This is a genomic window from Pantoea sp. EA-12 (genome assembly GCF_030053355.1).
Classification (GTDB): Bacteria; Pseudomonadota; Gammaproteobacteria; order Enterobacterales; family Enterobacteriaceae; genus Pantoea; species Pantoea vagans_C.
In genome coordinates, this window is record NZ_JASGBY010000001.1 from 318,913 (window position 1) to 345,172 (window position 26,260).

General features: G+C 55.1%; 25 protein-coding genes. 18 read left to right on the plus strand and 7 right to left on the minus strand.

Translation table 11 applies throughout. The features are described from left to right. Positions 1-25: 25 nt before the first annotated feature. From corA to QMZ30_RS01520, 9 genes are all read left to right on the plus strand, one after another. Positions 26-994 (plus strand): magnesium/cobalt transporter CorA, encoded by a 969-nt coding sequence (gene corA / locus QMZ30_RS01480; protein WP_283226308.1) that lies wholly within the window; start codon positions 26-28, stop codon positions 992-994. A gap of 327 nt (positions 995-1,321) precedes the next feature. Then, positions 1,322-2,746, plus strand: coding sequence for an amidase (locus tag QMZ30_RS01485; RefSeq protein WP_283226072.1), 1,425 nt, complete (start codon positions 1,322-1,324; stop codon positions 2,744-2,746). A gap of 63 nt (positions 2,747-2,809) precedes the next feature. Continuing rightward, entirely contained in the window at positions 2,810-3,607 is a 798-nt protein-coding gene (locus QMZ30_RS01490) for a DeoR/GlpR family DNA-binding transcription regulator (RefSeq protein WP_039330253.1), read from the plus strand. Beyond that, a complete protein-coding gene (locus QMZ30_RS01495) occupies positions 3,546-4,829 on the plus strand; it encodes a M20 family metallo-hydrolase (protein ID WP_283226073.1) in 1,284 nt (427 codons plus the stop codon). Before QMZ30_RS01490 ends, QMZ30_RS01495 begins: the two co-directional genes overlap by 62 nt. After that, positions 4,823-5,758 (plus strand): phosphotransferase, encoded by a 936-nt coding sequence (locus QMZ30_RS01500; protein ID WP_283226074.1) that lies wholly within the window; start codon positions 4,823-4,825, stop codon positions 5,756-5,758. Before QMZ30_RS01495 ends, QMZ30_RS01500 begins: the two co-directional genes overlap by 7 nt. After that, a complete protein-coding gene (locus QMZ30_RS01505; RefSeq protein WP_283226075.1) occupies positions 5,755-6,693 on the plus strand; it encodes a choline kinase family protein in 939 nt (312 codons plus the stop codon). The genes QMZ30_RS01500 and QMZ30_RS01505 overlap by 4 nt, the downstream gene beginning before the upstream one ends. 219 nt (positions 6,694-6,912) lie before the next feature. Further along, entirely contained in the window at positions 6,913-7,182 is a 270-nt protein-coding gene (locus tag QMZ30_RS01510) for a hypothetical protein (RefSeq protein ID WP_039330260.1), read from the plus strand. Continuing rightward, positions 7,179-8,705: a sodium:solute symporter family protein gene (locus tag QMZ30_RS01515; RefSeq protein WP_283226076.1), complete on the plus strand. Its 1,527-nt coding sequence runs from the start codon at positions 7,179-7,181 to the stop codon at positions 8,703-8,705. Before QMZ30_RS01510 ends, QMZ30_RS01515 begins: the two co-directional genes overlap by 4 nt. Positions 8,706-8,768: 63 nt before the next feature. Next, the gene (locus QMZ30_RS01520) at positions 8,769-9,464 is read left to right on the plus strand and encodes a DJ-1/PfpI family protein (RefSeq protein WP_283226077.1); all 696 of its coding nucleotides are present in this window, start codon (positions 8,769-8,771) and stop codon (positions 9,462-9,464) included. Here the strand turns inward: QMZ30_RS01520 and QMZ30_RS01525 are convergent. From QMZ30_RS01525 to QMZ30_RS01540, 4 genes are read right to left on the minus strand one after another with little or no spacing between them, the layout of a single operon-like run. Continuing rightward, entirely contained in the window at positions 9,454-11,037 is a 1,584-nt protein-coding gene (locus tag QMZ30_RS01525; protein WP_283226078.1) for a cyclic peptide export ABC transporter, read from the minus strand. The two genes, QMZ30_RS01520 and QMZ30_RS01525, sit on opposite strands and share 11 nt — an antisense overlap. Positions 11,038-11,045: 8 nt before the next feature. Then, positions 11,046-13,025 (minus strand): Fe(3+)-hydroxamate ABC transporter permease FhuB, encoded by a 1,980-nt coding sequence (gene fhuB / locus QMZ30_RS01530; protein WP_283226079.1) that lies wholly within the window; start codon positions 13,023-13,025, stop codon positions 11,046-11,048. Next, positions 13,022-13,894 (minus strand): ABC transporter substrate-binding protein, encoded by an 873-nt coding sequence (locus QMZ30_RS01535; protein WP_283226080.1) that lies wholly within the window; start codon positions 13,892-13,894, stop codon positions 13,022-13,024. The genes fhuB and QMZ30_RS01535 overlap by 4 nt, the downstream gene beginning before the upstream one ends. Beyond that, on the minus strand, positions 13,888-16,014 hold the full coding sequence (locus QMZ30_RS01540) for a TonB-dependent siderophore receptor (RefSeq protein WP_283226081.1): 2,127 nt from the start codon (positions 16,012-16,014) through the stop codon (positions 13,888-13,890). The genes QMZ30_RS01535 and QMZ30_RS01540 overlap by 7 nt, the downstream gene beginning before the upstream one ends. 96 nt (positions 16,015-16,110) lie before the next feature. On the opposite strand from QMZ30_RS01540, the gene QMZ30_RS01545 reads away from it, so the two are divergent. Then, positions 16,111-16,956 carry an AraC family transcriptional regulator gene (locus QMZ30_RS01545; protein ID WP_283226082.1) on the plus strand — a complete coding sequence of 282 codons (846 nt, stop codon included), beginning with the start codon at positions 16,111-16,113 and terminating at the stop codon, positions 16,954-16,956. Between the two features lie 21 nt (positions 16,957-16,977). On the opposite strand, the gene QMZ30_RS01550 is transcribed toward QMZ30_RS01545, so the two are convergent. Then, positions 16,978-17,709 carry an SDR family oxidoreductase gene (locus QMZ30_RS01550; RefSeq protein WP_283226083.1) on the minus strand — a complete coding sequence of 244 codons (732 nt, stop codon included), beginning with the start codon at positions 17,707-17,709 and terminating at the stop codon, positions 16,978-16,980. Positions 17,710-17,865: 156 nt separating this feature from the next. Between QMZ30_RS01550 and QMZ30_RS01555 the strand changes: the two genes are divergently transcribed. Beyond that, a complete protein-coding gene (locus tag QMZ30_RS01555; RefSeq protein ID WP_283226084.1) occupies positions 17,866-18,798 on the plus strand; it encodes an AraC family transcriptional regulator in 933 nt (310 codons plus the stop codon). 1 nt (position 18,799) lies between these two features. Here QMZ30_RS01555 and QMZ30_RS01560 read toward each other — a convergent pair whose 3' ends face one another. Both QMZ30_RS01560 and QMZ30_RS01565 read right to left on the minus strand, forming a co-directional pair. Continuing rightward, positions 18,800-18,931 carry a hypothetical protein gene (locus tag QMZ30_RS01560; RefSeq protein WP_268810637.1) on the minus strand — a complete coding sequence of 44 codons (132 nt, stop codon included), beginning with the start codon at positions 18,929-18,931 and terminating at the stop codon, positions 18,800-18,802. Between the two features lie 181 nt (positions 18,932-19,112). Next, the gene (locus QMZ30_RS01565; RefSeq protein ID WP_283226085.1) at positions 19,113-19,817 is read right to left on the minus strand and encodes an SDR family oxidoreductase; all 705 of its coding nucleotides are present in this window, start codon (positions 19,815-19,817) and stop codon (positions 19,113-19,115) included. A 106-nt stretch (positions 19,818-19,923) separates the two neighbouring features. Between QMZ30_RS01565 and QMZ30_RS01570 the strand changes: the two genes are divergently transcribed. The 7 genes from QMZ30_RS01570 to tssB all read left to right on the plus strand — a co-directional run bounded on the left by QMZ30_RS01570 (position 19,924) and on the right by tssB (position 26,240). After that, a complete protein-coding gene (locus QMZ30_RS01570; protein WP_283226086.1) occupies positions 19,924-20,811 on the plus strand; it encodes a LysR substrate-binding domain-containing protein in 888 nt (295 codons plus the stop codon). 265 nt (positions 20,812-21,076) lie between these two features. Then, on the plus strand, positions 21,077-22,264 hold the full coding sequence (locus QMZ30_RS01575) for a M20 metallopeptidase family protein (RefSeq protein ID WP_283226087.1): 1,188 nt from the start codon (positions 21,077-21,079) through the stop codon (positions 22,262-22,264). 22 nt (positions 22,265-22,286) lie between these two features. Next, a complete protein-coding gene (locus tag QMZ30_RS01580; protein ID WP_231568847.1) occupies positions 22,287-23,135 on the plus strand; it encodes a transporter substrate-binding domain-containing protein in 849 nt (282 codons plus the stop codon). A 12-nt stretch (positions 23,136-23,147) separates the two neighbouring features. Next, positions 23,148-23,867: an ABC transporter permease gene (locus QMZ30_RS01585; protein ID WP_283226088.1), complete on the plus strand. Its 720-nt coding sequence runs from the start codon at positions 23,148-23,150 to the stop codon at positions 23,865-23,867. Between the two features lie 9 nt (positions 23,868-23,876). Next, on the plus strand, positions 23,877-24,563 hold the full coding sequence (locus QMZ30_RS01590) for an ABC transporter permease (RefSeq protein WP_283226089.1): 687 nt from the start codon (positions 23,877-23,879) through the stop codon (positions 24,561-24,563). Continuing rightward, positions 24,560-25,336 (plus strand): ABC transporter ATP-binding protein, encoded by a 777-nt coding sequence (locus QMZ30_RS01595; RefSeq protein ID WP_039330280.1) that lies wholly within the window; start codon positions 24,560-24,562, stop codon positions 25,334-25,336. Before QMZ30_RS01590 ends, QMZ30_RS01595 begins: the two co-directional genes overlap by 4 nt. Before the next feature lie 364 nt (positions 25,337-25,700). Continuing rightward, positions 25,701-26,240 (plus strand): type VI secretion system contractile sheath small subunit, encoded by a 540-nt coding sequence (tssB, locus tag QMZ30_RS01600; protein WP_283226090.1) that lies wholly within the window; start codon positions 25,701-25,703, stop codon positions 26,238-26,240. The last annotated feature ends 20 nt before the right edge of the window (positions 26,241-26,260 follow it).

Genomic DNA, 26,260 nt, shown 5'->3' on the forward strand with positions numbered 1-26,260 from the left:
GAATAACAACATGGACAGCAGCAAAATGGTGATTAACTGCGTGGCCTATCGCCACGGCAAACGTGAAGAGCATGTCGATGTCGCCGACATCAGCGAAGTGCTGAAAGATGAAAACGCCTTTATCTGGCTGGGCCTGAACCAGCCTGAACCGGGTTTTATGCAGACTTTGCAGGAGGAGTTTAGCCTGCATGAGTTGGCGATCGAGGATGCGCTGGTGGCCCATCAGCGCCCGAAGATTGAACAGTATGGCGAGTCGGTATTTATCGTGGTGAAAACCGCTCACCTTGACGACCAGCAGCGTATCAGCTTTGGGGAAACCCACTTTTTCCTCGGTAAAAACTTTCTGATTACGGTGCGCCACGGCTCTTCAGAAGGGTATGCGGCGATTCGCGCAAAAGCCGAAAAAAATCACACCATGCTATGCCAGGGACCGGGCTATGCGTTTTACTGCATCCTCGACTTTATTGTCGATAACTACAGCAAAATCACCGCATCACTCAGTTCCCGCATTGGGGATTTGGAGGACGGCATGTTCACCACGCGTTTCGACAGTAAAACGCTGGAGAACGTTTACCACTTGCGGCGTGAATTGCTTTCGCTGCGCAACGCTGCCATGCCGGTCACCGAAATCTGCGCGCAGCTGGCTCGCTTCCATGAAGATATTATTCCGAAAAACCTGCGCGCTTATCTGCGTGATGTTCAGGACCATGCACACCATGTGATGATTGATGCCGAAGACATGCGGGAAATGCTCACCAGCGCCATGCAAGTCAATCTGGCATTAGTCTCGGTTCAGCAGAGTGAGGTAAACAAAAAGCTCGCTGGTTGGGGGGCCGTACTGATTGTGCCCACCATTGTTTTCAGTATGTACGGCATGAATTTCTCGGACATGCCGGAGTTGAAAACCCATTTTGGCTATCCGGTGGTGCTGATCGTCACGCTGATGATTTGTGGTCTGATGTGGTCACGCTTGAAAAAAGCGGGTTGGCTGTAAAGCCACAACGATTTTCTTCCAAATGATTTTGTTATCACTGCGTTCGATTCGGCAACGCAGTGAAGCCTGAATCCGCCAAAAACCGCCCCGTTTAGTGATAAGGACCCAAAGCCCGCAAGTGAATGCTGATGCGCCTTGCGGATTTAAACCTTCATCCAACTGCCACTTCCTTGTCATGTTGCTGACTTTTTAACCATCATCTTTTCCTATTACTCAGTCCTGTTAAATACAACATATCCCACATTTACCACATTTGACGGTCTTGATTCACACATCAACTATTGCGACTATCACCCTCATAGTATGGTCTGTCAGTAAGGTGTGAAGATGGTGGTTAAGCAGGATTTATCCCAGCGTGTTCCCGATGTACTCAGCGCAGCTCAGCAAATCCGCGAGGGTGAGAGCAGTAGCGAAGCGCTGGTTGGGCATTGCCTGAAACAGATTAAAACCCACAATCCCACATTAAATGCCTTTGGTGATGTCTATGACCAGCAGGCAATGGAAGAAGCGGTTATCTGCGATCGCGAACGTCAGCAGGGCAAAATCCGTGGACCGCTACATGGTGTGCCTTTTGGCGTTAAAGATTTGTTTTCCACTGCGGGATTGCGCACCACCAAAGGGTCACTGACATCATTGAATAATGTGCCGGATAGCGATGCGCCCATTATTGAACGGTTAAAAGCGGCAGGGGCGATCATTATCGGCAAAACCGCCACTACCGAGTTTGGCTGGACAGGTTCGAGCTACTCCCGAGTATTTGGCCACGGCCGCAATCCGTGGAATCCGGCATTAACCAGCGGCGGCTCCAGTTCCGGTTCAGCTATTAGTGTGGCTGCCCACATGGTGCCAGCGGCGCTGGGTTCTGACGGCGGTGGCTCAGTACGTATACCCGGCGCTTTTTGCGGTATTTTCGCGCTCAAGGCCTCCTTGGGCCGCATTCCCACCTGGCCGTGGTCCGCCACCGAGATGCTGAGCCACGCCGGGCCGATGACGCGGACGGTGCGCGACAGTGCGCTGCTGTTCGATCTGCTTTCCGGGCCGGATGCGCGTGATCATCAGGCGCTGCCCGCCAAAACGGAATCCTGGCTGGCGCGTTGCGATCAGCCCTTATCTGGATTGCGGGTTCACTACAGCCCAACACTGTTTAATACGCCGGTGGATGCGCAAATTGCGGCCTGCGTTGAACAGGCGGTGGAACAGATTGCGCATGCGCTGCCTGTAACGCTCAGTACCGGTCCACTCGCCTGGTCATCGCCATTTGATACTTTCGATACCTTATGGAGCGGCGGGCGTGGCGTGGCCTATGGTGCTGCTTTGCAACAGCAGCTTGACCAACTCGATCCCGGCTTTGCTGCCCTGATCGAACGTGCACAAAGCCTGACCCTGGCGGATTACCTGGCGGCACAAAAACAGCGTGCGGCCTTTAACGGCCAGGTGCATGCGCTCTTTGATGAGATCGATTTACTGATAACGCCCACGCTACCAATTCTGCCTTTCGCGGCCGGTCGTCACGTGCCGGAGACGCAAGCCAACGGCAACAGTGGTGTGGAGTGGGCACGATGGACGCCGTTCACCTGGCCCTTCAATTTAAGCGGCAATCCGGCAGCAACCCTTCCCTGTGGTTTCACCAAAGAAGGGCTGCCAGTGGGCTTGCAGGTGATTGGCCGCCGCTATGCAGAAGGCGATGTCTTGCAGTTCTGCGCTGCACTGGAAGCACTGATGCCATGGGATCAACATCAACCCGCTCTGTAGGAAGCCGCTTGCGACCACACGAAGGTATACTGCGAGTTTGGCGTAGATAAACAGAAGGTAAGCATGATTAATCAGCCACGACTCGATGAAATAAAACGGATTTTGAGCCACGAAAAACGGGTGCGCGTGACGGAGTTGGCGCAAAAGTTCGTGGTATCGGAAGAGACGATACGCCGAGACCTGAAGTATCTGGAAGAGCAAGGCGTGTTGCGACGGGTACACGGTGGCGCCATTTTACCGGTGCCGAGTGAGGAGCAGCCATTACAGATCCGTAGCCGCATTAAGCCGCGCGCCAAAGTACGCATCGGGCAACTGGCCAGCGAGTTGGTGGAAGAGGGGATGGCGCTGTTTCTGGATACCGGCACCTCGACGCTGGCCCTGGCGCAGCAGTTAACGCGGTTTTCGCGTCTGAAAGTGATCACGAACTCAATGGATATCGCCGCGCTGTTAACGCAGCAAAGCGAGAATGCTGTCACGCTAACACCAGGGCGCGTACGGCGAAATGATAACGCACTGATTGGCCCCCATACGCTGGAGTTCGCTCGACAGTTCCATTACGACATCGCCTTTATGGGGATTGGTGCCGTGGATCGGGAGAACGGGTTTATGGATTACGAAGAGCCTGAGGCGTTATTGAGGCGCGTGCTGAGCACGCACTGTCGCCAGAGTGTGATTCTGGCAGATGAAGGCAAATTTGGACTGCGAACGTTTGTGAATACGCTGCCGTTTAGCGCGGTCGACACCTTAGTGACCAATGCGCCACCGGCGGCAGCTTTTGTAGCGAGTCTGGAGAACGCACATGTCAACATCCTCCATCCCGGTAATGCCGCGGATGACAGCGCAAGATTATCAGGCATTTGATGCGCTATTTGCCCTCAGTAGCCGTATTGGTGCGACGCCCGCAGGAGGCTTGCATCGCCTGACGGCCTCCGAGGCCGATAAGCAGATGCGCGATGCCTTTTGTACCTGGCTGACCCAGCAGGGTTTTCAGGTTCATATCGACGAAATTGGCAACATTTTTGGTCTGATGACGTTGCGAGAAGGCGCGCCGTGGATTTTGTGCGGCTCTCATCTGGATAGCCAGCCGTTGGGTGGCCGTTTTGATGGTGCCTACGGTGTGACCGGTGCGGCGACCACCATTGCTTCTTTGGTGCGCCAGTTGCGTGATAGCCCGCAATCTGCTCAGCGCAATCTGGCGGTGGTGAACTGGACCAATGAGGAAGGTGCGCGTTTTCAGCCCAGCCTGACCGGCAGTTCAGTATTTACCGGTGCCATGACGCTGGAGCAGGCTTTGGCTTGTGTGGATGGCGACGGTATCTCACTACAAACCGCCTTACATGACATCGGCTATTGCGGTACGCCGTTACCGGGGCTGCCCTTATCAGCCTATCTCGAACTCCACGTCGAGCAAGGCCCGCACCTGGAGCAGCAACACAAGCAGATCGGCGTGGTGACCGAAACCTGGGCGGCGCTGAAATGGCAGGTCACCTTCAGTGGTGAACAGAACCATACCGGCCCCGCATTAATGCAGCGTCGGCGTGATGCGCTGTTGGCCGCCGCACACACCATTGTCGCTGTGCGCGCCGAGGCTGATCATTATGGCAACATCCTGCATACCTCGGTGGGCAGAGTGGAAACCGCCCCGAATTCCCCCAACGTGGTGACGTCAAAGGCCACGCTGTTTATTGAGTTTCGCTCTGCTGATGAGGCGTTGTTAAAACAGTTGCAGGAGAGTTTTAGCCAAAAGATGCAATCGATTGCTCAGATGACGGCAACGGATGTCAGCCTCGACCGCGCGCACTATCGTCCGCGCCAGCAACTGGATGCTGATTTGAGTCAGCTGGTGCTTGCTCAGGCAACGGCGCTGGGATTAAGCGCAATGCCCATGCGATCGGTGGCGGGGCACGATGCTATCAGCCTCAGCTATCACTGCCCCAGTGCGCTGCTGTTCGTACCCAGTGCCGGTGGGCTTTCCCACAACGAGCACGAATTTACCGCCACGGCTGACCTGCATACGGGTCTCGATTTACTGATGGCGTTGTTGAGTCAACTCTGTCTAACCAGCGAGGGCACTCCATGTTGACGCGTTTGCAGCAGGCGCTGGCGGGCTGGCAGCCAGCACTTGAGTTTGATTTTCAGCCGGGAACGGCGGGAGTTGCCTCACCGCATCGTTTAGCGACGGAGTGGGCAGGATTTCGCCTGACCTCGAACGGTCAGCACTATTACGCCAAAGTGTTATTTGATGACCAACAGGCACTGATTGATATTCAACGCAGCGCTGAAATCAGTCGACAGGCAGGCGAACTCGGTATCTCGCCAACGTTATGTCATGTCGATTCAGCTGCAGGCGTGTTGATCTTTACGGCACTGGATAGCGATTTTCACTGGGCCAGGCTGGAACAATTGCGTGACCCGCAACATTTTGCCGCGTTGACGCGCACCCTGGACAGACTGCATCAATCCGGATTGCCGTTGCCCTCACACTCTCGTCAGCAAGATATGCTGCGGCTGCGCGGGTTAGCGGAGCAGGCGGCGCTGGTGCTGCCTGATGAGATGCTTTGGCTGGGGGAGTGTGTCGATCTCGCCTGGCAGGCAATCAATGCCACCCCTTTTGAGCCGGTGCTGATCCACGGGGACAACATCGCCAGCAACTGGGTAGTGAACCCACAAGGTGAATGGCGTTTACTCGATTTTGATTACGCTGCACAAGGTGATGCCTGGCACGATATTGCCACGTTAATCCATGAACAGCTGCCCACTGACGATCGCTGGCGTGATGCCATCCGGACGTGGCGCGGCAGTTGCAGTGAAGCCGATGTGGCACGCTGCCGGTTGTATGCCTTTGTTGATGATTATCACTGGACGCTGTGGGGGATGCTAAACGGCGCGACCAGCCCGCGTGGGCTGGAGTTTGCCAAACTCGGGCAATGGCAGTTGTTGCGTTGTCGCCAGAGTGCGAGCGATCCCCGTTTTGAACGTTGGTTGAACCTGACTGCGGAGAAGGCGAAATGAGTAAATCCTTGGGTGAAGCGCAGAGCTGGCAAGAGCAGCGGGTTGAACAAGCGATTGCAGCGATGCCGGAATGGCAGGGTAGGGCAGTGCACTATCGTCCGGTCAGTGGCGGGATCTCCAACGCAAACTGGCACGTTGCGGTGGAGGGTGCGCCTTGTGCCTACTTTGTGAAGATTCCGGGTGAAGGTACAGAACGTTTCATCAATCGTGATACCGCGCATGAAGCCAGTCTGAAAGCGGCACAAACCGGTTATGGCGTGCCGGTGGTGGCTTATCTGCGCGACCTGGGCGTTGAGATCTTCGAATTTATTGACGGCTGGCGTGCCTCGTCGAACCTGGATTTTCAGCAGCGGGCCATTCGCCATCGTGCGTTACAGGGGTTGAAGAGTTTCAACGATCAGCCGCTGCTCAAACAGAATAAAACCGTGTTCGACATGCTGGATGAGCACATTGAGCAGGTGACGGCGCTGAACGTACCGTTCTCCGCCGATGCCGCCTGGTTGCACAAACAGGCCAAGCGTGCGCAGCGCGCATTAGAGGCCGGAGGGCTGGATTTGGTGCCCTGCATGAATGACACTCTCGCGGGTAATTTCATGCTTAATGATAGCGATGATATTCGGCTGGTGGATTTTGAATACGCTTCGAATAATGATCGCTGCTATGAACTGGCATTGTGGTTTGGCGAAATGTTCTTTACGCCACAAATTGAGCAGGAATTACTGGAAGATTATTTCGGCAAAGTCGATAACGCCTTATTTGCTCGCGTACAAATTCATAAATATCTTGCCGATATGAAGTGGTCTACCTGGGCCATTATTCAGCATCATGTGGCGGATATTGATTTTGACTTTTCTAAATATGGGGCGTGGAAGAACTTACGCGCACGCAGCGTGTTGAATCATCCGGATTGGGAGAACTGGCTGCGCGCTGTCTAATATTCCCGTCAAACTTCGAGTCACAGCGGCGTTGGCTGCGGATGTCCACCCCAGTCACTGACTTCATGGGGATGGGCTCTCTTGTCGCCTTGCTGTGCCGCGAATGATTCAGGGCGTAGGATTGTTTTAAAAGAATTTTAAATAGCACCAACGGGGAAATGCTGTTTTTCAGCAGGTAAAGGAGTGCGCTCATCGTCATTGTAATATTCGGAGGTTGTTATGAGTTCGATGGTCATGGCGCAGCAATTGCGCGCCCGCATTAGTATTAAAAATAAAATATTTGCCTTATACCTGGCAGCATTATTACTGCTGGCACTGTGCCCGCCACTCTATTTAAGCGTGAGCGGTAACAGCGCGTTATTTCTGGGGATCCCACTGCCGATTATTTACTGGCTGGCAATAGCGGTATTTCTCGGTGTGGGATTATGGGTGATGTACCTGGCGGAATGTGCCTTTGGTGAGATTCCGGATGACGAGGAAGTAGCATGAACATTAGCGCAGCAGAACCCCATTATTTGATTACCTTTGGCATGATTGGCCTGTTTCTGGCGATCATGATCGCGGTGTTGTACGCCACTAACCGTAAAAGCACCTCGTTTTCTGATTATGCAGTGGGCGGTCGATCCTATGGTCCGTGGTACATCGCCATGAGTTACACCAACTCGTGGTGGCCGGGCGCAACCTTCACCGCATTCTTTTCATTGTCAGTCAGCGGCGTCATTGGTTTTTACGGTGCGGTTTACTCAACGCTGGGTGTCACCGCGATGTATCTGATGGCTCGACGTGCATGGAAGTGGGGGCAGCATTTCAATCTCACCACACAACCCGATTTGCTCGGCATGCGCTTTAACAGTCCAGCGGTAAAACGCGTGGCCTCGATTATCGGTATCATCTGCGTGTTCCCGTGGGTGGTGATGGGCATTCAGGCCCTGGCACTGCTGGTGGAGTTCGCCAGCTTTGGCCGCTGGGGCGTCACCACCTGTTTGATCGCCGGTGTGCTGCTGATCCTGGTCCGTCAATACTGGACGGTGAGCATGGGGATGCGCGGTCTGATCATGACAGACATGTATCAAGGCATCATCGCTTATGGCTTGGGTGCATTAGTCTGTGTCGCTCTGCTGTTTGGCGGTGACCATGGCTTTGGGCAACTGGCCTCACTGCCGCCAGCGATGTTGCAGATCCCCGGCGCTGAAGGATCGCATTATGGTCCGTGGTATATGTTCAGCCTGATCTTTACCGGTGTGATTGGTTCGATGTGCTGGCCAATGAGCTTCCAGCGTATTTACACCGCCAGTGGTATTCGCGCAGTGAAGAAAGGCACCTTGCTGACCATTCTGCTGGTGGGCGGTTTTTACGCCATCCTGATGCTGTTTGCCACGGCAGTGAGTCAGGATCCTAACGTTCAGGCCAATCCACAAAACGGCTTCTTTACCGCGCTGTTTGATCAAGGCGGCCCTTGGCTGCTGGCGTTGGCGCTGGTCATCGTGTTGGCGGCGAGTATCGGTCACGTGGACGGTTGTGTGCAGGTGTGTGGCACCCAATTTGCCAACGACCTTGCCACCTGGAATAAACCGCGCAGCGATCGCCAACTGACGGTGCTGGCCAAATCGGGCATGGTGGTGTTTATCGTGGCTGCGGCACTGCTGGCGTACTTTACCTTTAACTATTCACGTTTGCAGTTGCTGGCACAGATCTCGTATCAGGGCATTATCCAGCTGGCGGTCCCGCTGTTCTTTGGCATCTTTAGCCGCTTCGGCAACAAGCAAGGCGCGTTAATGGGCATGATGACTGGCATCATTATCGCCATTGTTCTGACGGTGTTCTTCCCAGATGACATCCCGGCGCTGGGTTCTCTCACCAGCGGGATTGTTGGACTGGCGGGCAACGTCGCGGTGTTTGTGCTGTGTGGCATCCTTATCCCTGTCGATGACAAAGAGAAAGCCCGTGTGGAGGCGCTGTTTGCCCTGGCCGATGGCGTAAAACAGCCGTTAGCAAAACCGATACTTAACTAACGTATTGCAATCGTTTTAGCAACAAGGCCATGATAACGCTCTGATTCCCCTTTGGAGCCTATCATGGCCGCTTCCTCGCCGTTGAACATTGGTCTGCTGCTGTTCCCCAATCTGACACAACTCGATCTGACCGGCCCGTGGGAAGTTTTTGCCCGCATACCCGGTGTGAATAACTACCTTATCTGGAAAGATCGCCAACCGGTGATGTCCGATCGCGGCCTGGCTATCGTGCCGACCACCACCTTTGCTGACTGTCCGCCACTCGATTTGATCTGCATTCCCGGTGGTCCAGGGCAAATTGCGCTGATGGACGACGAGGAGACGCTGGATTTTGTGCGGCACACGGCGCAAAACGCGCAATGGGTGACGTCGGTGTGCACTGGCTCACTGGTGTTGGGGGCCGCGGGATTGTTGCAAGGATATCGCGCCACTTCCCATTGGGGATCGCTTGATCAACTCAGCCTTCTGGGTGCAACGCCGGTTGCGGAACGTGTGGTGCGGGATCGTAACCGCATCACCGGGGCGGGTGTGACCTCGGGGATCGATTTTGCGTTGACCGTGGCGGAAGAGTTGTTTGGTCGTGAGGTGGCAGAAAATATTCAGCTGCAGATGGAGTATGATCCGGCACCGCCATTTAACGCCGGGTCGCCACGCAGCGCCTCACCCGAACGTCTTTCACAGGCGCAAAAGCAGATGCAGGATTTTATTACCCGCCGCCGCGTGGCAACAGAAGCGGCGGCCGCCAGACTTAAGCGTTAACCAACTGACCCCATTCCAGTTTTAAACAGCGATCCGCAAGGTGGAAATAGCGATCGTCATGAGTGATGACCACCACTGCTTTACCCCGAGCGGTCAGCGCGGGAAGCAGCTGGTGGTAAAACACCTCGCGAAAGGCGGGGTCCTGGTCGGCGGCCCATTCGTCAAACAGATAGAATGGACGGTCCTCCAGCCAGGCCACCAGCAGCGCGAGGCGCTTACGCTGCCCGGTGGAGAGTGCTAACGTCGAGAATTTTCCCTCCTCCAGCGTCACCTTTTGCGTTAATTGCAACGCCGCCAGCAGTGCCTGAGCGTCATCATTCCAGCGTGCGCTATTAATACCCTGCAAATCTTCAAATAAGTGAAAATCATTGAATACCGCAGAGAACAGCTGACGATAACCCGCCCGATTGACGGCATTTATCTCTTTGCCGTCCAGCAGCAGTTGACCGCTATCAGCCGGATACAAGCCCGTCAGCAACCTGGCGAGCGTGGTTTTTCCGCTGCCGTTGCCTCCTGTAAGAAACACCAACTCACCGGGCTGAAACTGCAGCGTAATCGGTCCAAGCTGAAACGCATCGTGGCGATAGGTGACAGCACGCAGTTCCAGGCGCTGGAAGCTGAGCGGTGGTGCGTCAAAGTGGGTGTGCTCGGGTGGCAGTTGCTGTTGCATGGCGTTGATACGCTTGAGTGCCACCTGCGTCATGGTTAGGCCGGGCAGGGCGGAGAGCGCATTTTCAATCGGCACGATCATATAGAGAAACACCATGGCGAAGCCTGACATTACGGCACCTTGCACATTGAGTCTGTCCGCCAGTAAAAACATCACCACGCCGATAAATGCAAAGAAAAATACGCTGGCCCAGATGTTGGCGAGGGCATACAGCACATAGCCACGCGTGCGCTCGACCCGCACTTGTTCAATGGTGTGAAACAGTTTGTTGTGCAGGAATGCCTGCTTGCGCGGTGCGTGCAGGCGAAGCTCTTTCGCCCCGCTAAACAACGCACTGACTTCGCCGGTGAGCGTCTCTTCACGCTGGCGTGACTGGCGCATCAACTTCAACGCGCGGCCGTGAACCCAGTGATAGCCGAGCGAGCCAACCAGCACGGTCACGAGCGCAATCACCATCACGCTCAACGAGAGATAGCCGAGATAACCCATGCAACCCAGGATCACCGCCAGCGACATGACAAAGCTGGGTAGGGCGATAAAAAATACCACCACCTGATCGAGATCTTGCGTCAGGATGCTGAGTGCGCGCGGCATGCCGTGCCGTTCCAGCTGGGCGTAACCGGCATCCGCCACCTGTTGTACCAGCTTGCGGCGCAACTCGGCTTTGCAGCGCTGACCCATTGCCATAAACAGTGACTGACTCAGCGTGCGCGTGCCAAGCATCAGAAGTGCCAGCAGCGCGAACTGCCACGCTAAGTGCCAGCGCTGTGCATCACTGGCGCCTAAACCCTGATTAATCACCGCCAACAGTGCCGCATTGCTTAACCCGCCAATCACGCTGCACGCCAGCGCGACAATGAACAACACACCGGTGGTGCGCAGTAACATCAAATAAATCGCCACCTCATCTCCTATGAGTTTGAGCTATTCAGCGGTCGCCACAGCAACAGCGCCAGCCATGGACCACCCATTAGTGTTGCCATCAGTCCTGCCGGGATTTGGCGCGGATAGAGCAAATTGCTGCCTGCCCAGTCGGCCAGCATCATCAGCATTGCCGCGATCAGCGAGGCGAGCATCAGTTGTCCCATCGGCCTGCGCGCGCCAAGCTGGCGAGCCAACTGGGGACCGAGCAGGCCAATAAATGACAGCGGTCCAACAATCAAGGTGGCAACGCCAGTCATGGTTGCCGCCAGTAGCATCAGCAACAGCCGGGATTGGGTGATGTTAAGACCCAACGACGACGGGATTTGATGCAGCGGCAGCAGTACTAAGGCGCGGCGCAGCAGCGGCGTGATGGCCAGTAGCACCAGTGCCAGGGAAAACGCGATGGCGGCAATCGGTGTGCTGACGTAATAGGTGGAGCCGGTCATCAGCTGGCGCAGCATCGCGGCAGCCATACCGTTATTGCTGATCACAATTGCGGCAACCGACTGGAACAGCGCAGTGATCGCCAATCCACTTAGCAACATACGTTGAGGGTTGAGGGCATAGTGACGCGCTTGCCACAGCGTCAGCCCCAACGTCAGCAGGGCACCGGCGGCGCTGCTGACTAACATTCCTGACATGCCCGCCATTGGCCACAGCAACAACTGCAGCGTGATGCCCAACGATGCACCGGCACCAATCCCCAGCAGTTCAGGGCTTGCCATAGGATTGCGGCTAATACGCTGCAAAATCACCCCCGCGGCTGCCAGTAACACACCCGCCGCAATCGCCGCCAGCAGGCGCGGCAGACGAAACGGCAACATCACGCGCATTTCGTTGAGTGAATTCCAGTGCCAGCCATTCACCCCATGCGCAAATCCAAGTGCAACGGCCAACATAATCAGTAAAAGCATGACTACCGGAAGCAACGCAAAACGGCGAGCGGGAAAAGGCGAGGTCTGAGGCTCGTTAACATCGGGCTGAAATATATGGCGCAGGCGCGGCAAAAACCACAGTAGCAGCGGCGCACCAGCCAGGGCAGTCATCATGCCGGTGGGGAGCAGCAGGCCATCGATGCCATTAAGCCGACTGACTCCTTGATCGGTCAGCCACAGCAATCCGGCAGCTAACAGCGGCGACCAGATAAGTTTCTGCCGCAGCTGTTTTGCGCCTGCTAACGCGGCCAGATGCGGTGCCGCCAGTGCGATAAAGCCAATCACTCCCACCACGCTGATCACCAGGCTGCTGATCAGTAGAGCTGAGGCAATCGCGATAGCACGGACCCATCCGGCGGGCAGGCCGATTGATCGCGTGACCCGCTCATCCAGCGCCAGCAGACGCAAGGGGCGCAGAATGAATAAAACAGGAAGGGCAGCCATCAGCAAGCGCGGCAACAGCCACCACAGTGCGTGCGCATTCTCTTGCGTCAGCGAGCCACCGCCCCAGATAAATACGGCTGAGAGTGAACGATCATAAATGATCGATAACAGCAGATTGGCGGCACCGCAGTACAGGTTCACCAGCATACCGGCCAGGGTTAACGCCAGTGGGGTAAATCCCTGGCGGAGGCTGAGTAAAATCACCATGGCAAAGGCGACGAATGCACCGCTCAGGGCAATCCATTCCCGGCCAATCAACAGCCAGGCGGGCGCCATCAGCGTCACCAAAGAGAGTGCTAAAGTTGCGCCGGATGCGATGCCCAGCGTCATGGGTTCCGCCAGCGGATTACGCAATGCCTGCTGCATCACCACGCCGGTAAAGCCCAGTGCCAGGCCGCACAGGATTGCCATACCCTGACGCGGCAACCACATCAGGGTAAACACCTGTTGCGCCAGCGTCGGGCGAGTGGTACCGCGCAGTGCTTGCCAAGCCTCGTGCCAAGGCAGTTGATGGCCTAATTGCTCCAGACACAATATGAGGGCCATCGCAAACAGCAGTAAGGTGAGTGAAGCGGGATGGCGACTCAAGGATTCGCCTCCTGCAGCGCTTTGACCAGGGCTTCCGCAAAACGCACGGCAGTCAGCACGCCACCCTCGGTTGAGAGGCCGTCCGGCAACAACAGTAAGCGATGGCCTTCAGGGCGCGTCAGCGTATGCCACAACGGTGATTGTAAAACGGGCGTCATATCGATCTCGGGCCAGGAGGGGAGCAGCACTAACCAACCGGGCGCGAGCTGAGTCAGTGTTTCTAATTCCAGGGTCGCGTAACCTTGTGCGCTGACGGCAAACGGTATGCTGTGTTGCAGGTCTAAGAGCGCCAACACATCCACAAACAAGCTGCCTGCGCCAAGGGCCAGCACGTGTAAGGTATCCAGTGGATGCAGCAAGTAGATGGGCTGGTTTTTGAAGCGCGCGGCTTGTTGACGCGCCACTACAAGGCGCTGTTGCAGTCTGGCCATCACGTTGTCGGCCTGAGTAGGGTCATCTGCAAGCTGTGCCAGCTTTTGAAAGTTCTGCTGTGCAAGTTGCCACGGACTCGGGCCGCTGGTGGCAAAATAGGACAGTGGCGCAATGCGGGAGAGCTGTGCCTCCGCCATGCGGTGTGCGGGCGTGACCAGCAATTGAGACGGGCGCAGTTCAAACAGCGTTTCGTAATTCGGTTGGAACAGCAAACCCACGTCAGCAACCTGGGAGGGTAAAGCGGGCTGGCTGAACAGGCGGCGATACCAATCCGGTGCAGCCACACCCACCGGCGTGATGCCTAACAGCAGCGCCATTTCGGTTAATCCCCAGTCAAGGATCACCCAACGCGGCGCAGGCTGTGCCCATGCCGGAAATGAAAAAAGGGCAGCGCCTGCCAGCGCCCCCTTAATCAGTGTTCGACGACGTATCACCACTGATAACTGACCGTCGCAATCAGCTGACGCCGCAGGCCGAAGTGGCAGCCGAGATCGTTACAGTTGCTGATGTACTGTTTGTCGGTCAGGTTTTGCAAGTTCAGCCCCAACTGCCAGTCTTGCCAGCGGTAGCGCATCATCGCATCGTAGATCATCGCGGCCGGCACTTTCAGGCTGTTGTCCGTGGTGGCATAGCTGGTGCCGACGTAGCGCCCGCCACCGCCGATGGTCACGCCATCTAGCACGCCAGGTAAGGCATATTCGGTCCACAGTGCTGCCGTCTGACGCGCAATGGCCACCGGCTGTTTGCCTTGGGTATCGTCGTTGGCCGAAAGCACTTTCGGATTGGTCAGCGCATAAGACGCATTAACCAACCAGCGTGACGTGATATTCGCTTTGGCATCCAACTCCAGTCCCTGTGAGCGAATTTCGCCGGTTTGCACCGAGTAGTTAGCGTGATCCGGGTCGGCGGTTAAGACGTTGGTCTGACGCAGGTCATACAGTGCGGCGCTAAACAACGCATTAAAGCCGTTGGGTTGATACTTCACGCCCACTTCGGACTGCTTGCCTTTGGTCGGCTTGAATGGATCGCCGCCAAAGGAGGTGCCCGCCTGCGGCTGGAACGAGGTGCCGTAACTAATATAAGGCGCGATGCCGTTATCAAAGTGATACAACAACCCGGCACGGCCAGTGGTGGCGTAATTATTTAACTCGGTGCGCACACCGCTGACCCAGTTCTGGCTGCGGGTTTGCGCTTTGTCATAACGTCCACCCAGATTCAGCACCCAGTTGTTCCACTTCATGCTGTCCTGCAGGTAGATACCTTGCTGGGTCATAAACGAGCGGCTGTGATAATCGATCGACGGTGACTCAACCGGCGTGCTGTAGTCTGGATTGAGGTAACTGATGTCCGAAGCGCTGCCATAACCGCTGTTTTGGCGCAGATCGTCATGCACAAAATCGAAGCCCAGCGTCAGCGCGTGATTGATCGCACCGGTATCCACATTACCTTGCAGATTGGTGTCAACATCGAAGGCGTTGAACGATTCGATCACCCGCATGCTGTCGCGGCTCACCGTGGCCGAACCATCGGTTATCGTGGCCGTTGGATACACCATCTGATAGTCGCTGCTGGTGTGCAGATAACGCAGGTTCTGATGCACACTCCAGACGTCATCAAATTTGTGCATAAAGTCATAGCCGATGCTGGCCTGCTCGCGACGGTAATAATCGAAGCCCGGTTGACCCCCATAGAAACTGTCTGAATAGTTACCTTGAGCCAGTTTGATCAGGCTACCTTCCAGCGGCATCTGGTTATAGAAACCGGTGTAGGGATCTTTGCGGAACTGACCGAGTAGTGTCAGGCGCGTGTCGTCATTGGGCTGCCAGGTCAGCGCAGGGGCGATGTCATAGTGCTTATATTTGGTGTAATCGACCTGAGTATCATTGCGTGACCAGGTGCCGGTGATGCGGCCCAGCCAGTGTTCATCGTTATCCAATGCGCCCGAGAGATCGAGGCCGGTTTCAAACAGATTGTGGCTACCGGTACTGACGAATATCTGATGAATTGGCTCCGCCGTCGGGCGCTTGCTCATCAGGTTAATCACGCCGCCAGGACTGGCTTGTCCGAATGTCACCGAGCTTGGGCCTTTAACCACTTCAACGCGATCCAACAGGAAAGTGTCGTAATTCGGACGTGACCAATAGGTTACCGTGGGTAAGCGCAGGCCATCCAGGTACTCGTCAGCGGAAAAACCACGGATATAGATATCGTCAAAACGGTAATCCGCACCGCCGCCTTCCGCACCAATCCCGGCGTTATAGCGCAAGGCCTGCGGAACATTCAACGCCGCCTGTGAGGCCATTTGTGCCTGGGTAATCACGGCGATACTTTGTGGCGTTTCGATAATCGGCCGCGTGCTTTTCGTGACAGAATCAGCTTTCTTAGCCACCTGATTCCAGCTGTCGGCATCACCACTGTCACTATCGACACTGTTGGCCGTCACGGTCAGTGTATTGTTTGAATTATTATTATCAGCGGCCCAGCCCGGCGCACTGCTGATCATTATCAGCAGCAATGCGCTCAATGGCTTGCGCTTAAAGGTGCGATGACCCGGCATTTATTTTCCCCGATATGTTCCAATGGCCCCAATTAGTGATACAAATGATAATCATTACTATTTTATTTAATAGCGTCCTGCTGGCGGATTCACGCGGTGTTTACCACTAATCACGCAGAGCAGACATCAAACGGCAAATTAACGGGATTGGGTGAAAGGGTGTTGCAGAAACCACTTGCGGCGGAGATGACGCCACCACAGCCTTTACTCGCCACGCGCGAGATGCATTATCACGCGGGTCGTGAGGAGCGCTGGCACGCGCATGAGGTGGCGCAGTTGGTGCTTTGCACGCAAGGAGTGATGCGGGTACAAACGCAGACGGCTTCCTGGACCTTAACGCCCGGTCGCGCACTCTGGCTGCCGGGGACGTTACCGCATGCGTTGACAGCGCTAAGCGATATCCGCAGTACCAGCTTATATCTCGATCCGAAACTGGCCCGCGCTTTCTGGCCACAGGCGCGCAGTATGTTGATCTCGCCGTTGCTGCAGGCGTTGATGCAAGCGCTAGTGGAAATTGAATTGCAACCGCAGCCCGAGTTGACTCGGGTAGCATTGATTTCACCTTTGTTGCTGGATGAGATTCATCGCGCTGCCGATGGCCCGGTGTGCAATTTACCGCTGCCGAGCGACCGTCGCTTGCTCAATATCTGCCAGCAGTTACTGGCAAGCCCGGCCAGCAGCGATACATTGGAGGAGTGGGGGCAGCGGGTGGGTGCCAGTTCACGCACGCTGGCGCGACTGTTCCGCGAGCAAACCGGCATTACCTTTACCCAGTGGCGTCAGCAACTGCGACTTTCAGAAGCGCTGGTGCAACTGGCGCAGGGGCAAACCGTGTTGCGCACTGCCAATCAACTCGGTTATCAGAGCCCCAGCGCTTTTATCTCCATGTTTCGTCGGTTAATGGGCGAAACGCCGCAGCGATTTTTACGAATTTCAGCCTGAAATCGCCACGCTTATTTAGCCTCAATGCCCGCTGGCAGTAGGGCGCACAGTGATTTCGTTGACATCAACTTCGCCAGGCTGATCGATGGCCCAGCCGACGGCTTTAGCAATGGCTTCGGGTTTGAGTGCAATCTGACGATAGCTTTTCATCGCTTCGCGCGCCACGCTATCGCTGATGCTATCAGCGAGTTCAGACTCCACTACGCCGGGGTTGATTACCGTGACACGCAGTTCACGTGATTCCTGGCGTAAACCATCTGAGATGGCGCGCACGGCAAACTTTGTCGCGCAATAGACGGCGGCGGTCGGTGACACCGTCAGCGCCCCTACCGAGGCGATGTTGATAATGTGCCCGGCGCGTTGGGTCTGCATCGTCGGCAACACCGCCGCTATCCCGTACAGCACGCCACGAATATTGACGTCCAGCATCGCATCCCACTCCTCGACCTTCATTGAACTCATCGGCGAGAGCGGCATCACGCCCGCGTTATTGATCATTACATCGATGCGGCCATATTTTTCCAGTGCAAAATTCGCCAGCTTTTGCGTATCACTGCGTTGGGTGACGTCCGTGGCAAGATAATCGACGACTGCGCCTTGGCTACGCAATTCATCACACAACGTCGCGAGACGTTCGGTACGTCGGGCACCAAGTACCAAGGTGTGGCCTTGCTGTGCCAGGTAACGGGCAATCCCTTCGCCGATACCGCTGCTGGCACCGGTCAGAATAATCACTTTTGCATTGGGGTTCATGGTGGCTTCTCCTTTGGTTGAGGAAGCCATTGTTAAAAAAAACGCTTAGGGCCAATAGACCGGAAAGTGGTGCATCTTTGCCTGATTCTCTCGTCGCGATTGTGCTAATGAAATTTACAAGGCTATGCTTTGCCTGAATCTCTCAGGAAAATTCTTATGTCGAACAGCGTGCAACAGCAAACTTGCCATCTGCTACGTCAGTTGGCGCGTCAGGAAGGCTATACCGAGTCGTTGCTGGAGAGCGTGCGTTTTATGCGCGCCGACCAACAATGGTCACGAACGCCGGTACTTTATGAGCCCAGCATCATCATTATTTGTCAGGGTTCAAAGCGGGCTTTTCTTGCCGATAAGATGTATCGCTACGACGCGCAGCATTATCTGGTGCTGTCGGTGCCGCTGCCTTTCTCTGCCGAGACCGAAGCGACCTCGGAAGAGCCTTTGCTCGGTATTGCCATTCGACTGGATGCGACCATGGTGGCACGTTTGGTGGCACAACTGGCCGATGTTGAAAAGGCGCTGACGGAACCTCCAGCCGGGATTGTCTCAACGCCTGTCAATGATGCTCTGGCGGAAAGCACCTTACGCTTGTTGCAAGCGCTGAGCGATCCGCTTGAGGCGAAAGTGTTGGGGCCGGCACGCGTTGAGGAGATTTGCTTTCGGGTATTAATGGGTGAGCTGGGTGGGGCGGTGCGTGCAGCGCTGACGTATCAGGGGCACTTTGGTCGTATTGCGCGGGCGTTACTACGTATTCATGCTGACTGGAAACAGCCTTTGGATGTGCCGCACCTGGCGAACGAAGCGGGGATGAGCGTAGCGCGTTTCCATCTGCATTTTAAAACTGTCACCCAGACATCGCCGATTCAGTATCTCAAATCACTGCGCTTGCATCAGGCACGATTGATGATGATTCGGGATAACCTGACGGCGGCGGGCGCGGCGGCACGAGTGGGCTATGAAAGCGACTCTCAGTTTAATCGGGAATTTAAACGCATGTTTGGCCGCAGTCCGGCGGAAGAAGCGCGGGTAATGAAAAAAGCGTTTGAGCTGCTGCCGCCGGAACAACTTTCCGCACGGCTGCAGCCACACTGAATCAACGAAGACCCATCACGGCAACCACCACTAAAATCCAGAACAGCGCACAGCCACTCAGCATCCACTGCCAGATTTGGTGACGTTCAGGGTTGAAAAGCGCATTCAGGCGCGCACGTAAAATCATTTGCATAACGACCTCAAGTCAGAAAGTTTAAAGGAGTAGTCAGTGGCTGCGGTTAACCGGTAGCCGCTGCGAATAAGACTATTCTGACGGTTTTTTAAACACCGATCGACGAGACCCGTCTTGGTTTTCCGACTGTGAGGACGTTATGGTTACGCTGCTCAAAAGATTGTGCAGTATTGACGACGCATTACACGCTGCGCGTTACCCCGCCATCAACGCGAATGTTTTGTGCGGTGATGTAAGCCGCGCCCGGTGACGCCAGGAAGGCGATGGTCGCGGCCACCTCTTCAGATGTCCCGTAGCGTTGCAATGGCACGCTATCACGACGTTCATCGGTTTTCGGCAGGCTATCGATCCAACCCGGTAACACATTGTTCATACGGATGTTGTCCATCGCGTAGGTGTCAGCGAAGATCTTAGTGAATGAGGCCAAACCCGCACGGAATACCGCTGAAGTGGGGAACATATCGGTAGGTTCGAACGTCCAGGCTGATGAGATGTTGATGATGCTGCCGCCACCCTGTTTTTGCATAAAGGGCGTGACCAGGCGCGCAGCGCGCACCACATTCAGGAAATAGGTTTCCATGCCGCGCTGCCAGTCATCGTCGCTGAGTTCCAAAATCGGGGCGCGTGGACCGTGACCTGCACTATTTACCAGCACATCAATACGACCCCAACGTGCGATGGTTGTCTCAACCAGTTTTGTCAGATCGTCAACCGACTGATTAGAACCGGTGATGCCCAAGCCACCTAAACGATCAGCCAGCGCTTCTCCCTTACCCGACGAGGAGAGAATGGCGACCTTAAATCCTTCACTCGCCAGTTTTTCTGCCGCTGCCGCACCCATACCGCTGCCGCCTGCAATGATCACTGCTACTTTTTCTACTGTCATGGTTTTAATTCCTTAGTGACTTATAGCTGATTTCACGCAGTATAGTGGTTGTTAGCATCATGAGAGAGTCAGTCTGGTTCGCAATTGACGATAGGAAAACTACAGGATGATCCAAGGATTTACTACGCTGCCACCGCTCAACGCGCTTAAGGTCTTTGAAGCGGTGACACGGCATCTTAACTTTCGCTTAGCAGCGGAAGAACTCGGCGTGACACAGGGCGCGGTGGCGCAACAGATCCGTGGGCTGGAAAGCAGTCTGGGTTTAAAGCTGTTTGATCGCTTGCCCCGCACGCTGGCGTTAACCGGCGCGGGCGCTGGTTACGCCGTGAGTGTACGCCAGGCTTTCGAGTTAATTGATGAGGCAACCCGCGCTCTGCGGCCCGAACCCAATCACCTGACCTTGAGTGTCACGCCCACTTTTGCCAGCCGCTGGATGCTGCCTCGTTTACCGGCATTTACTGCAGCCTGGCCGGATATCGACCTGCGCGTGCTGGCTTCAGAACGATTGGTGCAGTTTCATCATGAGGGGGTAGATTTAGCGGTGCGATACGGCCGCCCGCCGTTTGGCGCAGGGCTGGATGCCACACTGTTGTTTAGTCAAAATGTTATGGCTGTTGTCAGCCCAGCCCTGTTGGCGGAGCTGGGCGATCCGCGGGTGCGTGATCATTGCCTGCGCTATGCCTTGCTGCATGACGGGCACCATCTCTGGCCTGCGTTCCTGTCTTTCATTTTCCCGGATGCCACTATGCAGCATCAACATCATCTGCGCTTTAACCAGACGGCGCTGGCGCTGGAGGCGGCCATCAGTGGACAAGGTATTGCGCTCACCAGCCCAGAGTTCGTGCAAAACGATCTCGCCAGCGGACGCTTAGTGTCGGCATTCAACCAGCATATGACAGTGGATGCCGGATGGTATCTGGTTTCTCCACGTCGCCCGAGGGAACAAGCCACGGTTTTGGCGGTGCGTGAGTGGTTAATGGCGCAAGTAAAGTGAGGGGGAATGCTGGGATTTTTTGTTCAATATCAAAATCAGTAAAACTGATGATCTTGGCGGGATCATGAATGTTATAACTGACTGCTAATGCAGTGGCAGTGTTTTATCCTGCTCAGGCAGTGTATTAGGAAATATCACGAAAATTCAGCAAGTAACCCATGGTATTGCGCGTTGCAATCTGATGGGGGCTGTGAATAAATACGAGGCCAAGCTTAATAAAAATGCCATAAAGGCCAGGCACCCGCCTGAAAAGATCACTGCAAACATGACCGACCTTAAAGATGCTTTAGCCAGGGATATCAGCGCTAGAAGTGAAAGTTTAGAGGCGCACCTCATCGCCATCCGCCGTGATATTCACGCACACCCTGAACTCGGTTTCGACACCATCCGTACTGCCAGTCTCGTAGAGCGTGAATTAGTGCGCCTTGGCCTGCAGCCAAAAACCGGTGTGGGCAGAACGGGGGTGATGGTCGATATCGTCGGTGACCAGCCTGGGAAAACAATCCTGCTGCGTGCCGATATGGATGCATTACCCATTCACGAACAAACCGGTTTACCCTTTAGCAGCACCTATCCGGGTAAAATGCATGCCTGCGGCCACGACATTCACACCGCCACCCTGCTGGGCGTAGCCGCGATCTTGCCGCACTACCGTGCCCAGTTAAAAGGTACCGTTCGCCTGATTTTCCAGCCTGCCGAAGAGACACCCGACAGCGGCGCCGAAGCGATGATCGCTGATGGGGCAGCGGAAGGGGTTGATCTGGCGATCACGCTACATAACAAACCCGAACTGGCGGCGGGCGAGATTGGCCTGACGCGCGGTGCCAGTACCGCATCGAGTGATGAATTTGATGTGGTGGTGCACGGTAAATCGACCCATGCGGCACGTCCGCATATGGGCACCGATCCAATCATTGCGGCGGTTAGTCTGGTTAGCCAACTGCAAACCATCATTTCGCGTGAACTCGATCCGGCCAATTCTGCGGTGCTGACTATCGGCCACATACATGGCGGCACGACACACAACATCATTTCCGATAGCTGTCTCATTCAGGGCACGGTGCGGGCGAAATCGCCAGAGGCACGTGCGCATATCGAAACGGCGTTCAAACGCATCTGCGCCGGTGTCGCACTGTCGCTCAACACGCGAATCGACGTCAATTATCAGCGCGGTGTACCGCCGTTAATGAATGATGATGCGCTAATTGATGCGTTAGAGGCGATTTTGTCGCACCAGTTTGGCAAGCCGATAATCGGTAAACCCAGCGCCAGTTTCGGCGCGGAAGATTTTTCGCTGTTTACCGAACGTGCGCCGGGCTGTCAGATACACATTGGCTCCGGTGCCCCAGGGCGCGATGACCATCTGCATAATTCGGATTACCAACCCGATGAGCGCAGTATTCACGCAGGCACTCAGGCATTAGCCCGTTTAGCCATCGATTTACTCTCTTAAAAATAATGAACACTGAGGTTTTATGATGATGCGTAAAGGGCTTTTCACCGCTTCCGCAGGCATGTTGCTGTTAGCTGCTTCTGCACTGGTACAGGCCAAAGATTTTGGCACCCTGAAATTCGCCACTGAGGCGGCTTATCCTCCGTTTAACCAATCTACGCCAAGCGGCAAGATCGTCGGTTATGAGCCAGATATGGTGGCTGAACTGGCAAAACGCGCGGGCTTCAAATACGAAATCGTGGCGCAAAAATGGTCGGGCATGATCCCAGGCCTGGTCGATGGCAAATACGACGCGGTAATTGATGCGGTCACCGTGACGCCAAAGCGTGAAGAAGTGGTGGATTTCACCCATCAATACACTGTGAGCGTTTCGGGTTTCGTGACCCTGAAAGGCAGCGCCGTTGACACATTGCCTGGTAACGGTGAAGTGGTGCAGGCAGGTGATGATGCAGGTATGACAAAAGCCATTGATGCACTGAAAGCCAAGTTCAAAGGCAAAACCATCGCCGTTCAGGTTGCAACCATCCAGGCTGATTTCCTTAACAAATACCTTGCCGATGTGGCGACCATCCGTACTTATCAGGCCGGTCCAGAAACCTTCGCCGATCTGCTTAACGGACGTGTAGACGCGGTGATGGCTTCACGTACCAACCTGAATGCCTATGTGAAAAAACACGCCGATACCGTGAACAGCACCGGCTATGGCTTCTCCGGTGGTGTGTTAGGGCAGGGTTCCGCTATTGCCATTCAGAAAAACAATCCTGAGCTGAAAGCAGCGCTGGATACCGCGTTAATTTCGATGATCAAAGATGGCACGCTGAAACAGCTGTCAGAAAAATGGTTCGGCGAGAACGTCGCGCCAGCGGAGTAATGCTAAGCGCTTATGACTATTGACTGGCAACTGTTAGGTTTTGGTGATGAAGGCTGGGGCGGCGTGTTGCTTAACGCCGCTACGGTGACCGTCACCGTTTCATTGTGTGCATGGCTGTTGGGCGCAGTGCTCGGCAGCCTGCTCTGTTGGATGCAGATTGGTGGCGCGCGCTGGCAGCAGCGCCTCGCCAATGGCTACATTACGCTGTTCCGTGGCGTGCCTGAGCTGCTGGTGATCTACCTGTTTTATTTTGGTGGACGCCAGGTGGTGTCTTTCGTTGGTGAATCGCTTGGCTTGCAGGGACCGTTCGATGTGAACGGCTTTGTCGCGGGCGCCATCGCGATTGGCTTAATCTCTGGCGCCTATCAAAGTGGTGTGTTTCGCGGTGCGTTTTACGCCATCCCGAAGGGCACACTGGAAGCGGCAACCGTCACCGGTATGGGACGGCTGATGCTGTTCCGCCGCATGATTGTGCCGCAAGCGCTGCGAACGGCACTGCCCGGCATGGGGAATCAGTGGCAATCCGTGATTAAGGAGTCTGCGCTGGTTTCAGTGACTGGCTTGGTGGAAACCATGAACCAGATTTCCACCGCCTCCAACTCCACACAAATGCCGTTCTTCTTTTACAGCGTCGGCGCGGTGATCTACCTGATCATCACCACCTGTTCCGATTTTGTTTTCCGCTATGTGGAAAAAGTGGCCATGCGCGGGCAACAACGCGCGCGGTTGTAAGGAGCCACCATGGATTTCACGTTCTTACAGCATACGCTGAGCGCGTTGCTGCGTGGCTTGCCGCTCACGCTGAATCTGGCCGTTTTGTCGCTGTTGGGCGGTGGAGTGTTGGCGTTGTTGCTGAATCTGTTGCGACAGAATCGATTCGGCAGTGTATTCGCGCGCTTTTACGTCTGGCTGTTTCGCGGTACGCCGCTGTTGATCCAGATCTTCATGATCTACTACGGACTTGGTAGCTTACCCGCAGTGCGCGAAAGCGTGTTATGGCCGCTGCTGCGCGACCCTTACTGGTGTGGCTTGATTGCGCTGGTGCTGAACGATGCGGCTTACACCTCGGAGATACTGCGTGGCGGGCTGAATGCTGTCAGCGTCCAGTCGCTGGAGGCAGCGAAGGTGTGCGGCATGTCGCGCTTCACCACTTTGCGCCGGATTACTTTGCCGCTGGCCGTGCGTCAGGCGCTACCCGCATACAGCAATGAGATTATCTCGATGATTAAATCCACTTCTCTGGTTAGTACCATCAGCCTGATGGAGATGACCGGTATTGCGGATTCAATCGTTTCGGAAACCTTCCGCGCGCTGGAGGTGTTTATCAGCGCGGCGATTATTTACCTGCTGCTGACCGTACTGGTGAGCAAAGCAGTGGCGCTGCTGGAGCGCCGTTTGTCCCCTTATCATGTTGGAGCACGACAATGAGTAAACCCACTATCGCCCTGAGCCATCTCAGAAAAAGTTATAGCGGGCATGAAGTGCTACATGACATTAGCCTGACCGCGCATGACGGCGATGTGATATCGCTGATCGGTGCCAGCGGTTCTGGCAAAAGCACGCTGCTGCGCTGTATTCCTTTCCTGGAGGTGCCGCAGGGCGGGGAAATCGCGGTTGGGGATGAGGTAGTGACCATCGATAACCCCGATGAGAAACTGACTCGCGAGCAGCAACGCCGCATCAAGTTGATGCGCATGCAGCTCGGCTTTGTGTTCCAGAGTTTTAATCTCTGGCCGCATAAAACGGTATTGCAGAACATCATTGAAGCGCCGGTTCATGTGCAGAAGCGCAGCAACAAGGAAGCGATTGAAGAAGCCGAAGCTTTATTGCAGCGTGTCGGGCTGTATGAAAAACGCAACGCGTGGCCTTCGCAGCTTTCGGGTGGGCAGCAACAGCGCGTGGCGATTGCGCGCGCGTTGGCACAGCAGCCCAAGGCCATTCTGTTTGACGAGCCTACATCAGCGCTCGATCCGGAGTTGGTGGGCGAAGTGCTGCGGGTTATTCGCAGCCTGGCAGAAGAGGGGCGCACGATGATTATCGTCACCCATGAAATGGGTTTTGCGCGCGACGTGTCCAACAAAGCGGTGTTTCTGCATCAAGGGAAAATCGAGGAGTCCGGCCCGCCACAGCAGGTGTTTAATGACCCACTCTCTGAGCGCTGTCGAGCCTTTGTCAGTAGCCATTTACAGCGTAATAGCTGACCCTTTCAAACCCGCTTCCTGCGGGTTTTTTTCTGCCTGAATCTCGCCTGCTGAATGATTTTTAATGGGGACTGTTTCTCTTCTAAATACATTAGTGTTTAGGATATTTCTTGCGATTATTCTTAAGGTGAAGTCGTAGGGATGATCAACAAAAATAAATTTTTTTCGGAGTGTTCCTAATCAGAATCCCGGATTAACTTCAACGACTTAAAACCACATATCAGAAATTTCTTATATAAATCAGATCATAAAGATCAACATTGCCTGTTGCTAACTCAAATCGCCCTGAGCTATATTCGCGCTGAAACACACAAGGAAAGTGTGCTTGAAGCGTGCTTTCCGCGCTTTTCTTACAGGAGTTTATATGAGTAATTCTTATCAAAATGAAATACCCAAAGCGCGCGTCAACATTAAACTTGACGTACACACCGGCGGTGCAGCCCGCAAAATGGAACTGCCACTGAAGCTGCTGGTCACGGGTGATTTCAGCAACGGCCAGGAAGATCGCGTGCTTTCTGAGCGCGAGAAGGTCAACGTTAACAAAAACAACTTCGACAGTGTGCTGGCGGATTTCTCTCCCGCTGTACGTCTCACCGTGCCGGACACCCTGGCGGGCGACGGCAGCGAGCAGGCGGTTAACCTCACCTTCAGCAACATGAAAGACTTCGAGCCAGAGCAGGTCGCACGTCAGATCCCCCAACTCAAAGCGATGCTGGCGATGCGCAATCTGCTGCGCGACCTCAAATCCAATCTGCTCGACAACGTGACCTTCCGCAAAGAGCTGGAGTCCATCCTCAAAGATCCTGCGCTCAGTGATGAGCCAGGACACGGTGCCGGAGAGCATCACGCTGCTGCGCGCCCGCCTGGACGGGTTGCACACCGAAAAGCGCGCGCTGCTGGATGACGCGGAGCTGGGCGGTGCGG